Origin of the sequence: Fusobacterium perfoetens ATCC 29250 (genome assembly GCF_000622245.1) — a bacterium.
Lineage (GTDB): Bacteria > Fusobacteriota > Fusobacteriia > Fusobacteriales > Fusobacteriaceae > Fusobacterium_B > Fusobacterium_B perfoetens.
Genome location: NZ_JHXW01000011.1, coordinates 1 through 13,574, shown reverse-complemented (window position 1 = coordinate 13,574; position 13,574 = coordinate 1). Strand labels below are relative to the sequence as shown.

Here is a 13,574-nt window from a genome sequence, read left to right as displayed (position 1 = left end):
TATGCCATAAATAAAAAAAATTTTTTTACTTTTTTTAACTCTTTTTGTTTATAATCAAACCAAAGCTATAAAAAAAATAGGTAGAATTATCTACCTATTTTACCTATTAATATTTTTCTAATATCTCTTTTCCTTTCTCAGATATTATATTTCCTTTTCTTCCTTTAAAAACTTTTATAAATTCTAGGTTCTCCAGTTTCTTTAAAATACTTCTTATTTCTTGCTCTGTTAAATAGACACTATGTTTCTTGCTCAACTCACTTAATCTTTGTCTACCACTACTTTCGCCATTTTTTGTAGCTTCTTCTATTTTTTTCAAAACAAATAAATAATCCTCAAATCTATCTCCAAATAAATTTATTAGAATTTCCTCTTTTTTGGTTTCAATATCTTTCTTTTCTTTTTCTGTAGTTTCTATATAATATTCTTTTATAGCTGGTGGAAGTTCTTGAAACTCTATAATTTCTTCATCTAAAAAACTTAAATATTCTATATAATTTTTTAATTCTCTAATATTTCCATCCCAATTATATTTTTCAAAAGCTTCTTTTGCTTTTGATGAAAATCTAAAGTTTCCCTTACTTTCATTCATAAATTTTTCTGTTAAAAGATATAAATCATCTATTCTATCTCTTAATGGGGGAATTATAAATGGAAATACATTTAATCTATAATAAAGGTCTTTTCTAAATTTTCCTTGTTTTATCAAATCTCTCAACTCTTCATTTGTAGTGGCTATAATTCTTACATCTACATTTATAACCTTATCTCCACCTAATCTCATTATCTCTTTTTCTTGTAAAACTCTTAATAATTTTACTTGTAAAGCTGGACTCATTCCCTCTAATTCGTCTAAAAATAATGTTCCCTTATGAGCATATTCAAAAAGTCCTATCTTTCCACCTTTTTTAGCTCCTGTAAAAGCTCCCTCTTCATAACCAAATAACTCACTTTCAAGAAGATTTTCTGGTATAGCAGCACAGTTTATAGCTACAAATGGATATTCTTTTCTCTTAGAAGAATTATGTAAAGCATGAACAAATAATTCTTTTCCTGTTCCACTTTCTCCAGTTATTAAAATATCTATATCTTTTTGAGCAATCTTTCTTCCTCTTTCTTTTAATTTTTTTATTTCTTCATTTTCTCCGATTATATCCTCAAAAGTATATTTTGCTTTATGTCCTTTATTTAAAAGTTGTCTTCTAAGTTCTATTTGTTTTTTCTCTTCTTCTTTAAATTCTTGAAAAATAGCAAAAGCTCCCATATAATTATCTGCTTTTATTATAGGAATTATATTCAAATTAATATATTCCTCATTTATTTTTATAAGTTTTTCTCTAATTTCTTCTTTATTTTCTCTTACCTCTCTAAAAGGAATATATGGTAAAATATCTTCAGCATTATTTCCTATTAAATTATTACTTGATTTTCCCAATATCTTTTCAGCTGCCTCATTACAAGAACAAAGATAATTATCTTTATCAACTCCTAAAATGGCAATTTTACTTGTTTTCATAAGGATAGAAAATTGACTTTCAGCTTGAGTAGCTCTTTCTAATATTTTATTTAAACTGTAATCATTAGTAGCTACAGTTTCTAAATATTTTTTTATCTTTTTATAATATAAAAGATATTCAAACTCTAATTTCAAAGCAATTTCTATTATTGTATTTGTATCTAATATTCTATGTCCAATATCAATTATTTTTCTATTTTTTACATTTTCTGGAAGTAATTGAGTTTCTGCTGGAGTCATAATTATTTCTCCATCTGGAAAATTCTCCATATTTGGATAAGCTGGAATAAACTCTATATTATTTATTCCTAAGTGATACATCATAGAAATTGTTTCTATAGCCATTTTAAAACTTACATTAAAAAATATAATCTTAGTCTTATTAGGAAAATTCTTTAAATAATTAAGATTCTCTTTTGTTAATGTTAAATCAGCTATTACAATATTTTTATTTTTTAAAAATTTATCATCTAAAAATTCATAGGCACTACTTGAAAGAAGATACAAATCAGATTTTTTTAAATTATTAATAGAACCATCTTCTATACTATAAATATCACAATCAACAAGTCCATCAAATATAAATTCCACTTGTTCTTTCATTGCACTTCTTATTTCTTTTGCATTAGTTATTATTGAAATTCTTTTTTTCATAATAATTTCTCCTATAATTTTCTTTAATTATAACATATAAATAATAAAAATATCACATATTAATATAGGGGTTATTGTATAACCCTTACAATAGCCCCTATAATATTTAAACTTATTTTATATTTTTAATAGCTTTTTCTATTCTTTCCATAGCTTCTTCTACCATATATCTAGGACAAGCTACATTTAATCTTCCAAATCCTTTTCCATTTTCTCCAAAGCTTCCACCTTCATTCATAGCAACTCTAGCTTCATTAATTAAGAAACTTTGAATTTTATCTTGAGGAATTCCTATATTATTAAAATCTAACCACATTAAATATGTTCCCTCTGGTTTGTAAACTTTTACATTAGGTAATCTTTTTTCTACAAAATCCATTACATAATCAAAATTTCCATTTATATGTTCGATTAATTCTCCTAACCAATCTTCACATTTTTCATAAGCTGCTTCAAAAGCCACTAAACTAAATGGATTATTTCTCTTAACGTCCATTTGACCTAATACTGTATCAAAAGCTTTTCTTTCTTCTTCTCTTGGGAATGTAGCAAAAGAAGCTTGAAGTCCAGCTAGGTTAAATGTTTTTGTAGGTGAAAATAATGTAATAGTTATATCCTCTATCTCTTTACTAACTGAACCTAATGGAGTGTGTTTATGTCCTGGCATAATTAAATCTCTCCAAATTTCATCAGCAATAATTCTTACATTATATTTTACGCATAAATCTCCCATTTTTTTCAATTCATCTTTTGACCAAACTCTTCCTACTGGATTGTGTGGACTACATAAAATAAATAAAGAGATTTCTCCAGAAGATAATTTTTCTTCTAAATCTTTAAAATCAACTGTATAATATCCTTTTTCATCTTTTATAAGTTTATTTTCTACTAATGTTCTTCCATTGTCTTTTACTGATGAAGCAAATGGTGGATATACAGGTGATTGAATTAAAATTTTGTCATTTGGTTTAGTAAACATTTTCACTAATATAGACATACTTGGTACAACACCTGGACTATGGATTAAAGAGTTTGGAGATATAGTATATCCAAATCTTTTTTCTACCCATTTAGCAGCTGTTTCATAATAAGAAGCTGGTCTATATACATAACCAAATATCTCTTGTTCAACTTTTTCTTTCATTGCTTCAACTATTTCTGGAGCAGCTTTTATATCCATATCAGCTACCCACATAGGAGTTAAGTCTTTTCTTCCAAATTTCATTTCTAGCTCTTCCCATTTAGCTGAATGATTTTTACTTCTATCAATTTTTTCGTTAAAATTATATTTCATTAATAAGCCTCCCTATTTTTATTTTTTCTTAAAAGATTTAGCAAAATTTATACCATTTTACTTTTTTATATCTATATTATAATTATACACTTTTTCATTTTATGTTACTAATTTTTTTTATTTTATTAAAAAATATGGTTAAAATGGTTTCCTGTTTTACCAATAATTTTTGTTGACAAATAAAAAAATAATTTATATAATTATATTGTGCATATGCACAATATAAATTTTTAGGAGATTTGTATGCCTAGATGTAAAAAAGTTAGATGTTGTAGAGCTTTAGCTAATGAAATAATATTTAAACCAACAGGAATTCCTCTATCTCAAATGGAAATTATCCAAATTGAAATAGATGAGATTGAAGCTGTAAGACTTTGTGACTATGAGGGAAAAAGTCAAATTGAAACTGCTGAAATAATGAAAATTTCCAGAGGAACTATTCAAAGACTTTTAAATTCTGGAAGAAAAAAAATATTAGAAGGTTTATTACATCAAAAAGCCATTAAACTAAAAAATGAACACCTAGAATATACAGAAGAAAATATAGGAGATGATATGATGAACAATGAAATTTTAAGAGTTGGATTCCCAACAAATGACGAGGTTACTGTAGAAGAACATTTTGGACACTGTGAAAAATTTGCAGTATTTTCTATTAAAGATGGAGAAATAGTTAATAAAGAAATTTTAGTAGCTCCTGAACATGCTCCTGGAGTATTCCCAAGATTTATAGCTGCTAATAATATCAATGTTGTAATAACAGGTGGAATGGGACAAAGAGCTATTGATTTAATAAAAGGAAATGGTGGAGAAGTTATATTAGGAGCTTGTGGAAATATTGAAGATATATTAAAAGTTTACCTTGAAGGAGAATTATATTCTAAAGGTTCTGCTTGTGCTCATCATCACCATGACCACGAATAAAATATAATTTAATATAGACTGTTACAGATTTTTATAACAATACTTTGTAACAGTCTTAATTTTTATGGAGGGAATTATGAAATTAGCAATAGCTTTAAAAGAAAATGATTTTAATTCATTAGTTGATGAAAGATTTGGAAGAGCATCTTATTTTTTAATAATAGATAATGAAACAAAAGATTATGAAATAATTGAAAATGAAGCTAAAGATGAGGTTACAGGAGCTGGACTTAAGGCTGTAAAAACTCTTATGAAATATGGAGTTGAAATAATTATTGCTGGAGAAATTGGACCAAAGGCTGCTACCCTTATACATGAATTTGAAATACCAACTTATAAACTTGGAAACTATGAAAAAGTTAATGAAGTTTTAGAAGCTTTTAATAAAAATCTTTTAGAAAAATATGACCTTAGTCCAAAACCAATGGGACTTAGAAAAGCTTAAGAGGTGGTATCTTGAAATTAGCTGTTTTAAGTGGAAAAGGTGGTACAGGAAAAACTACTGTAAGTAGTAATCTTGCCTTTATTACTAAATCTCTTTTAATTGATACAGATATTGAAGAACCAAATTCTCATATATTTTTAAAACCAAAAAATATAAAAAATTTTCCTGTAAATACTATGTATCCTGAAATAGATATGGAAAGATGTATTCTTTGTGGTAACTGTGGAGATTTTTGTAGATTTAATGCTATTATTCCTAGTAAGAAAAAAGTTTTAGTTTTTGAAGAAAGTTGCCACGACTGTGGAGGTTGTAAAATTGTCTGTAGAGCTGGAGCAATAAATTATTGCAAAAGAGAAATTGGTGAAATATTTGTAGGAGAAACTTATTTCAATTCACCAATAAAATATGGAAAATTAAATATTGGAGAGATGTCTGGAGTAAAGATAATAAAAGAACTATACAAAACTACACCTGAAAAAGATTTTATTATTGATTGTCCTCCAGGTACTTCTTGTACAACTGTGGCTTCCGTAGAAGAAAGTGATTTTGCAATAATTGTTACAGAACCTTCTCCTTTTGGTTTAAGTGATATGAAATTAGTTATTGAACTTTTACAAGATATGAAAATTCCATTTGGAATTGTAATAAATAAATCTATTGATGGTAATACAGAAGTAAAAAATTATTGCAATAAAAATTCTTTTGAAATATTGGGAGAAATTCCTTTTGATAAGGATATTGCAAAAACTTATTCTAAAGGTGAAATAATTTGTGATACCCTACCTCAATATAGAGAAATCTTTGAAAATATTTTAAAGAAAATTCCAGAGGTGATAAATAATGAAATTTAATGAAATAGTTGTTATATCTGGAAAAGGTGGTACAGGAAAAACTACTGTTACTTCTTCTCTTATTCCATATTTTGAAGATGTAGTAATTGGAGATTGTGATGTAGACGCTCCTAACTTAAAAATTTTATTTTCACCTAAAGATATTGAAATAAAAGAATTCTTTGGAATGAAAAAAGCAAAAAGAAATATGAAAGTTTGTAATAATTGTGGACTTTGTTTTAAATATTGTAAATTTAATGCTATTGATAATCTTACTAAGTGTGAAGGTTGTGGAGTTTGTGAATATATTTGCCCTACAGGAGCTATTGAAATGGTAGATAATAAAGCTGGAAGTCTTATTATTTCAGATACCTCTTATGGAAAATTAGTCCATGCTTCACTTATTCCAGGAGAAGAAAATTCTGGAAAATTAGTGGCTGAGGTTAGAAAAGCTACTAAAAAAATTGCTGAGGAAGAAAATAAAAAATATATTATCTTAGATGGAGTTCCTGGAGTAGCTTGTAATGTTATAAGTTCTATTACAGGTATTAAAAAAGCTGTTCTTGTTACAGAACCTACTCTTTCTGGCTTACATGATATGGAAAGATTATTAGATTTAATTGCAAAATTTAGAATAAAACCTTATTTCATTATCAATAAATATGATTTATCTAATGAAATTTCAGAAAAATTAGAAAATTTTATAGAAGAAAAAGGTTATAAAGTCTCTGTTAAAATCCCTTTTGAAAAAGAAATTTTTAATTGTATAAATATGAAAAAAATTCCTTCTACTGAAATGAAAGAATTTTTTAATAAAATTGGTTTTGATAAATTGGTTGAGGAATTGAAAAAAGATTAAAAAAAGCTGAGTAAAATATTTTACTCAGCTCTCTTTTTTGAAAAAAGTGTTCTTTTTATATTTTCTTTTTTACTTTATTCTGAAAATCTTTCTTTATACATTATTTGAAGTCCACATCCACTCTTCTCCAGTTCCTTAATATTAATGTTTATTTTTTTGTCGTTTCAAATGTCAATAAAAAAAATTTAATAGCTTTATTTTTTCTAAAAAGTTTGTTCAGCAAATACTTTTTTATTTAATCTGGAATTTACAGAAATTTTTTCGTATCTTCTTCAAAATCTTAGACAACTAAAATATTACAATTTCTCTAGCTACATCTTTAGAATTTTTTAATTTGTAATGTCTTCCTAATCCAATAGGTAATCCTTTATCTTTCTCTATTTTATTAATCCAAGTAAATCTATTATCTATATCAGTTAAGATTCTAACTTCAATTTTTTTATCTTTTTCCATTTTAGCAAATAAATTAAAAAGATTGTCTGTAACAGGTATCTTTACTTGATTTAGATACATTGGTAATTTTTCTGTAAGAAGTGTATAATTAATTTCAATATTATTAGAATACAATAAATAATTATCAATTTTAATTATATTTCCATTTACTAAGAGTTCTACTGATTTTAAATCATGTTCCTTTTGAGGAGAAAAAAAAGTAAATATAAAATATGATTCAACTTCCTTACTCGGACTATAATTTGTAATAATATCTATATAGAATTTATTTTTAATTATTTCCAATGCTTTGTTTATATTTTCATAAGCTACTTTATAATCAGATTCTAATTTTCTCTTTTCTGCTAATTCCATAGAAGTTTTTGCAAGTTTTGTTGTAATAGCTACATTAATTAAATCATAACTATAACTTTTTCCAACATAAGTTATTCCTTCAAACTTATCATCATCTGTTTTAAAATACTCTTTTTCACCACCAGAAAAAGAATCTAAAAAATATGGTTTTTTAACCATTTCATGTGTAAATATATCTACAGGATAAGAAAATATTTCTTGTGTATTTCCTTTTTCATTAAAATTAAAACCTGTTGTTTTATTAATTCCTTTTTCATTAAATCCAGAGATATCCCAACCATCAATATCGTAATTAGTTCCTGTATATTTATTTATTTTATCTTTATTAAAACCATAACAATCATATCCTTCTTTATCATATTTGGTTTTAGTCTCTTTATGAATACCTTTATTTTCTCCAGTTATATAGAATCCATTTTTATCTGTTCTATCAGAACAACCTAAAATAAATATTAATGACAATCCTAATAAAATTTTTTTCATAAAATTCTCCCACATATATAATAATTTATTTTATTATTAAGTTTTTAATCAATTTAAATATATCTGTAATTTATAAAATTAGGTAATTTTGTAAACAATACAAGAAACTTTCTTAAATAAATAAAATATATAAATTTTAAAGAAAATACGCTTTCAACTTGTATTTTTTGTAATTCAAAAGTTTTTATATTATCCTATATTTTTAGATAAATCTTATCTTTACTATGCCAATTCATTTTTAACTACATCAGCTATTTCACTAGCTATTCTTTCTACCATTTCTTTTTCTTTACCTTCTACCATAACTCTTACAATAGGTTCAGTACCAGAAGTTCTTACTAAGATTCTTCCTTTATCTCCCATTTCAACTTCTTTTTCACTAATAACATCTTTTATTTTCTTATTTTCATTCCAAGAATTTTTCTTACTATTATCTCCAACTCTTACATTGATTAATGTTTGAGGCCAATCTTTTATATCTTTTACTATTTCATCTAAAGATTTTCCAGCATCTCTTAGAGTTTCAACAAGTTTTAATGAAGTTTGAATTCCATCTCCTGTAGTTCCATAATCAAGCATTATAATATGTCCTGATTGTTCTCCACCTAGATTTAATCCTTGTAACTTCATTTTTTCAAGAACATATCTATCTCCTACATTGGCTCTTACTAAAACTATTCCATTTTTATTTAGATAAGCTTCTAGCCCCATATTACTCATAACTGTTGTTACAACTCTATTATCATTTAATAAGTTTTTCTTTTTCATCTCTACAGCCAAAGTAGCTATAACTTTATCTCCGTCTACTATATTTCCATTTCTATCAACAGCTATTAATCTATCAGCATCTCCATCATAAGCCAAACCTAAATCAGCTTCATAACCTACTACTACTTTTGATAAAATTTCTGGGTGAGTAGAACCACATTTTACATTAATATTTTTTCCATTAGGGGCGTCATTTATTACTACAATTTCAGCTCCTAAAGATAAAAATACATCTTTAGCTGCCCTATAAGCTGAACCATTAGCTGCATCTAATATAATTTTCATTCCAGAAAAATCTCCACTTACTATTGATTTTAAATGGTCTCTATATAGGAAATAATCATCTTGAGCATATTTAAATTTTCCTAATTCATCTCCAGCTATTGGATTTTTTATAATTTCTTCTAAATTATCCATATAACTTTCTAATTCTTCTTCTACAACATCTGGTAATTTACAACCATCTTTTCCAAAAATTTTAATTCCATTATCTTTGGCTGGGTTGTGAGAAGCTGATATCATTATTCCAGCTTCAGCCTCTTTTATTTGAGTGATATAAGCTACTCCAGGAGTTGGGATAACTCCAACAAAGTCTATATTAATTCCCATTGAGTTTAATCCAGCTGTTAAAGCTGACCTTAACATATATCCTGATATTCTTGTATCAGACCCCATTATAACTTTTAATTTTTTCTTTTCAGGGTTTTCTTTTTTTAAGTAATATCCTAAAGCATAACCAAGTCTCATAGCCTTGTCAGCTGTTAATTCTCTATTGGCTTCCCCTCTCATTCCATCAGTTCCAAAATACTTTCTCATTCTTTCTCACTCCTTCTAAGCAATAATTTTTCTCCTATAACCCCTGTTACACTACCAGATATACAGCCTAAGGCTAAAAAGAAAATCACAAATAAAATTATATATCTTGAATTGATATTTATATTTCTAAATAATAAAAAATATACTACAATTAACTGTATTATATTGTGTACCAAAGCTGATGCCATACTTATAGAAACAAGAGATAGTTTATTTCTAAATTTATATAAAAATATCATTATTCCTAAACTAGTAACTCCAGAAATAAAACTTATTAAAAAACCTGGAGTAAACAATGTTCCAAGCATCAATCCTTGAATTATTATTCTAAGAATAACTACTTCAATAGCCATTTTTTTATCAAATTTTTCTAAGGCTATAATCCCCCCAATATTTGCCAATCCTATTTTTAACCAAGGAAATGGCTTTGGGATAAGTGTTTCTGCCAATGAAAGATATAGAGACAATAAAATTAATAATATTAGATATTTTTCTCTTCTTATATCTTGTTTTGTTTTCTCCATAGACTTCTCCATTATCTATTCCAACACATTATAATTGCTGCTTCCCCTGTATCTTTATAGTAATTTTTTCTTTTACCAACTTCTACAAAAAAATTTTCTTTATAGAAAGATATTGCTGTCATATTATTTTCCCTAACTTCTAAAAAAATATCCTTCTCCATTTTTTTCATTTCTTTTATTAATAGTGTCCCTATTCCTCTTTTTCTAGCTTCAGGGATTACTCCTATCTTCATTATTTCTAATGATTCACTATTGTCAAAAATTATTATATAACCAAGAATTTTTCCATCTTCCTTAGCAGAGATAAATTTATACATACTTTTATTTTCTAGCATTTCCTCTATCTCTTTTTTAGAATAAGAGCTAAACTTAAATATCTCTTTTTCTAATCTAGCTATATCTTCACAGCTATTTTCATAATCTAATATCAACATCTACATCTCCATTACTTTAATAGTTTGATTTTATTTAGAGGCCAAAATCTTACAAAAGCTTTTCCTCTTATTCTATCCTCTTTTACAAATCCCCACATTCTTGAGTCATAGCTACCATTAGTATTATCCCCCAAAGCTAAATAATAATCATCTTCTAATGTTAATTTTATAGTTTCTCCTTTCATTAGTGAATCTAATATATCTTTATTATGGATTAAATCAAGTATCATTCCTGTTTCTTTTCCATTAACTAAAAACTTTATTATTGGTAAAGCTTGTTTTACCTCTCCTGGATTTTCTAATAATATCTCCTGTAATTTTGCAACATTTATATTTCTAGCCATATAAGCCTCATTATAATTCATTCCAGGAATAATCTCTACTTTATCACCTTTTTTAGGTATTACCCAAACATTATTTCCAAGTTCTCCCAATGGTGAATATTCTCTACTCTCAATCATATTTCCATCAACATATAAATGATTATTTTTTATCTGTACAGTTTCACCTGGTAATCCCATAACTCTTTTTGTATAAAGTACTTTATTTTGGATAGGCTCTTTAAACACAATAATTTCTTCTCTTTTAGGAGCTCTAAATTTATAGCTTATCATATTTCCAAAAAGTCTATCTTTTGGCATTATTGTTGGCTCCATAGACCCTGTTGGTACCATAAAATTTCCAATATAAAATCTTTGAATAATAAGTACTAATATAATAGCTGTAGCTATTGATTCTATTCCATTAAATACTGTAAATACTTTTTTTCTTGAAGACTCTTTCTCTATCCCACAAATATTACAAAATCCATTGGATACTTTCTCTACATATCCCTTTATTTTATTAGATAATTGCTTCTCTTTCACAAAAATATATATAAAAAACGCTGTAAGAATTATATAAAATACTATATTAAATACAAAATTTTCTCTACTCACTTTTTTATCTCCTTTATTAATATATATCTATTTCTTATTATTTTTTCATATTTTCAATTTCTATTACTTATAAAATTTTATACTTTAACCATACCTAAATATTTTTTCTATTATTTTTATTTTACACTATCTATGTGGCACTAATATATAAATACCTAAATTTTTTATCTAACTTTTTTTAACCTCAAAACCTTACTTTTATACTTTAATTATATCTTGATACCTTTTCTATTATCTTTTATTTTATACTCTCTATTTGGCTTTAATATATAAATATCTTAATTTTTTATCTAACTTTTCTTAACTTCAAATCCCATTATTCATAAAGTTTTTTACTTCGGCTATATCATAATGTCTTTTTCATTATTTTTTATTTTACACTTTCTATTTGATTCTAATATATACTCAACTAAATTTTTATCTAGTTTTTCTCAATCCTCAAACTTCTATATAAAATTTTCTAATTATAATGTATTTTCTTCAATAAACCTTTTTATTTGTTCTATCTATTTTTATTGCTGTTATATAAGACATTATTTAAAACCTTTTTGTCAACAATTTATTATTTCTTTTAATCGGTTTTTATAGAAACATCAATCCACAAACCCTATTTCTTAATTTATTTTGATTAATCCTCATTATTTTAAATAACACCCTCTATTGATTTTACATCTCTTAATACATCTACAGAACTTTGTTTTTCACAATTTCATCAAACATATACAGTATTTTATCATAATTTTTTATAATCTTCAATTTTAAAGATATTATATTTTTACTCTTTTTCTATTTTCTTTTTATATTTTATACAACTTTTCTATCATAAATTCAATTGGATATTTATTTTACAATTTCTATATTTTAATTTCTTATTTTTTCTATAATTTTCTTCTTATTAACTTTTTTTATCTAGTTCTAAATTTTTCTTTCATACATTCTTTTCACTTTTTTATTAATATATTTTAGCAAAAATAAATTTTTATACTTAATTTGATATCTAGCCATTACATCTAATTTATTGGTTTTTATTCTTTTATATCCTAACTTTTTTCAAATATTTATTAAGTATCATATTTTCAAAAATTATCTATTTCTTAAATTTTTTCATTTTTTATTATTAATTATTATCTTTAGATTTTATTTCATCATAATTTTCAATATTTTCTAATTTTTTTCCTCTAGTAATCCTTTTTTATTAATAATAAATATTTTTTATAAGAATTATTTATTATAATTTTTTCTTCAAATTTATTATTAAAATATTTCTAACTATTTTCATAAATTTCTTAATTTAATAATCATATTTTTTCTTTTCTTATTATCTTTCTTATACTTTACATATACCTATTCTTTTTTAATATTTCTAATTATTTTTATTAAAATTCTTTTTTATTATTTTTTAATTTTATTAATTAGATTTTTTATACTATAAATTTATATTTCTTTATTGTCTTTCAAATATTTCTAATATATTCTAAATTTATTTTATTTTTATTATTTCTTTAATTTTAGTTATATTTATATTTTTATAATAAATATCATTTCCTTATAATTTTCATATAAAGTTATTTTTAATTTAACTTTAAAAACTGCAAAATATTTTAATAAATTTATTTTAACTTCTTTCCCTTCAAATTCTAATATAATCTATATATTTTATTTATCTTTTCTCAATAATATTTTATATAAAAAGATATTATTTTCTTATATAAAATTTAATTATTTCTTCTAAATTCTAAAATATTATTTTTAATCTTAAAATAACTAACTTATAGCTTTATTTCTTATATCTTTATTATCTTTATTTTATTTAAAAGTATCATTTTTGTTTCTAATTATTCTTCATTAAAAATAATTAAATTATATGTTCCTGTAAAATAAAAAAACAACCTATTTCTAGGTTGTTATTCTTTAAATGGCGCTTCTTGCTGGACTCGAACCAGCGACAACACGATTAACAGTCGTGGGCTCTACCAACTGAGCTAAAGAAGCATTTGGTAGTGTTGGCAAGTTCCTATCCTCCCAGAGGGCTGCCCCCCAAGTACTTTCAGCGTTTACGAGCTTAACTGCTAGGTTCGGTATGTTACTAGGTGTACCCTCGTAGCTTTTCTTGCCAACTTATATTTTGAGTTTTTAAACACTCAATACTACATAGTAATTTCTCTTGATTAAGATTCCGACTTATTAGTATTGGTCCGCTTAATGAATTACTTCACTTACACTCCCAACCTATCTAACTCCTAGTCTCGAAGTTGTCTATAGAGTACTTATCTTAAAGTCAG

11 protein-coding genes, 1 tRNA gene and 2 rRNA genes are annotated in these 13,574 nt (G+C 25.1%); 4 read left to right on the top strand and 10 right to left on the bottom strand.

Annotation, left to right across the window (positions count from 1 at the left end):
- Positions 1–106: 106 nt before the first annotated feature.
- Together T364_RS0104885 and T364_RS0104880 are read right to left on the bottom strand one after the other, a co-directional pair.
- Positions 107–2,170, bottom strand: coding sequence for a sigma 54-interacting transcriptional regulator (locus T364_RS0104885; RefSeq protein ID WP_027128577.1), 2,064 nt, complete (start codon positions 2,168–2,170; stop codon positions 107–109).
- Positions 2,171–2,282: 112 nt separating this feature from the next.
- The gene (locus T364_RS0104880; protein ID WP_027128576.1) at positions 2,283–3,464 is read right to left on the bottom strand and encodes a MalY/PatB family protein; all 1,182 of its coding nucleotides are present in this window, start codon (positions 3,462–3,464) and stop codon (positions 2,283–2,285) included.
- A 243-nt stretch (positions 3,465–3,707) separates the two neighbouring features.
- Here T364_RS0104880 and T364_RS11270 point away from each other — a divergent pair, with 243 nt between their 5' ends.
- The 4 genes from T364_RS11270 to T364_RS0104855 all read left to right on the top strand — a co-directional run bounded on the left by T364_RS11270 (position 3,708) and on the right by T364_RS0104855 (position 6,522).
- Complete coding sequence (locus tag T364_RS11270; protein WP_245596618.1) at positions 3,708–4,388, top strand: NifB/NifX family molybdenum-iron cluster-binding protein; 681 nt, start codon at positions 3,708–3,710, stop codon at positions 4,386–4,388.
- A 76-nt stretch (positions 4,389–4,464) separates the two neighbouring features.
- A complete protein-coding gene (locus T364_RS0104865; protein ID WP_027128574.1) occupies positions 4,465–4,833 on the top strand; it encodes a NifB/NifX family molybdenum-iron cluster-binding protein in 369 nt (122 codons plus the stop codon).
- An 11-nt stretch (positions 4,834–4,844) separates the two neighbouring features.
- The gene (locus tag T364_RS0104860) at positions 4,845–5,684 is read left to right on the top strand and encodes a P-loop NTPase (protein ID WP_027128573.1); all 840 of its coding nucleotides are present in this window, start codon (positions 4,845–4,847) and stop codon (positions 5,682–5,684) included.
- Positions 5,674–6,522 (top strand): ATP-binding protein, encoded by an 849-nt coding sequence (locus T364_RS0104855; protein WP_027128572.1) that lies wholly within the window; start codon positions 5,674–5,676, stop codon positions 6,520–6,522. The genes T364_RS0104860 and T364_RS0104855 overlap by 11 nt, the downstream gene beginning before the upstream one ends.
- Before the next feature lie 288 nt (positions 6,523–6,810).
- Here the strand turns inward: T364_RS0104855 and T364_RS10965 are convergent, their stop codons facing one another.
- The 8 genes from T364_RS10965 to T364_RS0104815 all read right to left on the bottom strand — a co-directional run.
- The gene (locus T364_RS10965; protein ID WP_051532651.1) at positions 6,811–7,812 is read right to left on the bottom strand and encodes a hypothetical protein; all 1,002 of its coding nucleotides are present in this window, start codon (positions 7,810–7,812) and stop codon (positions 6,811–6,813) included.
- Positions 7,813–8,034: 222 nt separating this feature from the next.
- Positions 8,035–9,396: a phosphoglucosamine mutase gene (gene glmM, locus T364_RS0104845; RefSeq protein WP_027128571.1), complete on the bottom strand. Its 1,362-nt coding sequence runs from the start codon at positions 9,394–9,396 to the stop codon at positions 8,035–8,037.
- A complete protein-coding gene (locus T364_RS0104840; protein WP_027128570.1) occupies positions 9,393–9,920 on the bottom strand; it encodes a Gx transporter family protein in 528 nt (175 codons plus the stop codon). The genes glmM and T364_RS0104840 overlap by 4 nt, the downstream gene beginning before the upstream one ends.
- 11 nt (positions 9,921–9,931) lie before the next feature.
- Positions 9,932–10,354 carry a ribosomal protein S18-alanine N-acetyltransferase gene (gene rimI, locus T364_RS0104835; protein WP_027128569.1) on the bottom strand — a complete coding sequence of 141 codons (423 nt, stop codon included), beginning with the start codon at positions 10,352–10,354 and terminating at the stop codon, positions 9,932–9,934.
- An 11-nt stretch (positions 10,355–10,365) separates the two neighbouring features.
- Positions 10,366–11,292, bottom strand: coding sequence for a signal peptidase I (lepB, locus tag T364_RS0104830; protein ID WP_027128568.1), 927 nt, complete (start codon positions 11,290–11,292; stop codon positions 10,366–10,368).
- 1,916 nt (positions 11,293–13,208) lie between these two features.
- Positions 13,209–13,284, bottom strand: a tRNA-Asn gene (locus T364_RS0104825).
- A 9-nt stretch (positions 13,285–13,293) separates the two neighbouring features.
- Positions 13,294–13,410: ribosomal RNA gene (gene rrf, locus T364_RS0104820) — 5S ribosomal RNA — on the bottom strand.
- Positions 13,411–13,456: 46 nt separating this feature from the next.
- A 23S ribosomal RNA gene (locus T364_RS0104815) occupies positions 13,457–13,574 on the bottom strand; the annotation flags it as partial.

Coding starts and splice junctions, on each gene's coding strand:
- T364_RS0104855 (WP_027128572.1), top strand. CDS start 5,674: ATGAAATTTAATGAAATAGTTGTTATATCTGGAAAAGGTGGTACAGGA.
- glmM (WP_027128571.1), bottom strand. CDS start 9,396: ATGAGAAAGTATTTTGGAACTGATGGAATGAGAGGGGAAGCCAATAGA.
- T364_RS0104865 (WP_027128574.1), top strand. CDS start 4,465: ATGAAATTAGCAATAGCTTTAAAAGAAAATGATTTTAATTCATTAGTT.
- T364_RS0104880 (WP_027128576.1), bottom strand. CDS start 3,464: ATGAAATATAATTTTAACGAAAAAATTGATAGAAGTAAAAATCATTCA.
- T364_RS10965 (WP_051532651.1), bottom strand. CDS start 7,812: ATGAAAAAAATTTTATTAGGATTGTCATTAATATTTATTTTAGGTTGT.
- T364_RS0104840 (WP_027128570.1), bottom strand. CDS start 9,920: ATGGAGAAAACAAAACAAGATATAAGAAGAGAAAAATATCTAATATTA.
- T364_RS11270 (WP_245596618.1), top strand. CDS start 3,708: ATGCCTAGATGTAAAAAAGTTAGATGTTGTAGAGCTTTAGCTAATGAA.
- rimI (WP_027128569.1), bottom strand. CDS start 10,354: ATGTTGATATTAGATTATGAAAATAGCTGTGAAGATATAGCTAGATTA.
- T364_RS0104885 (WP_027128577.1), bottom strand. CDS start 2,170: ATGAAAAAAAGAATTTCAATAATAACTAATGCAAAAGAAATAAGAAGT.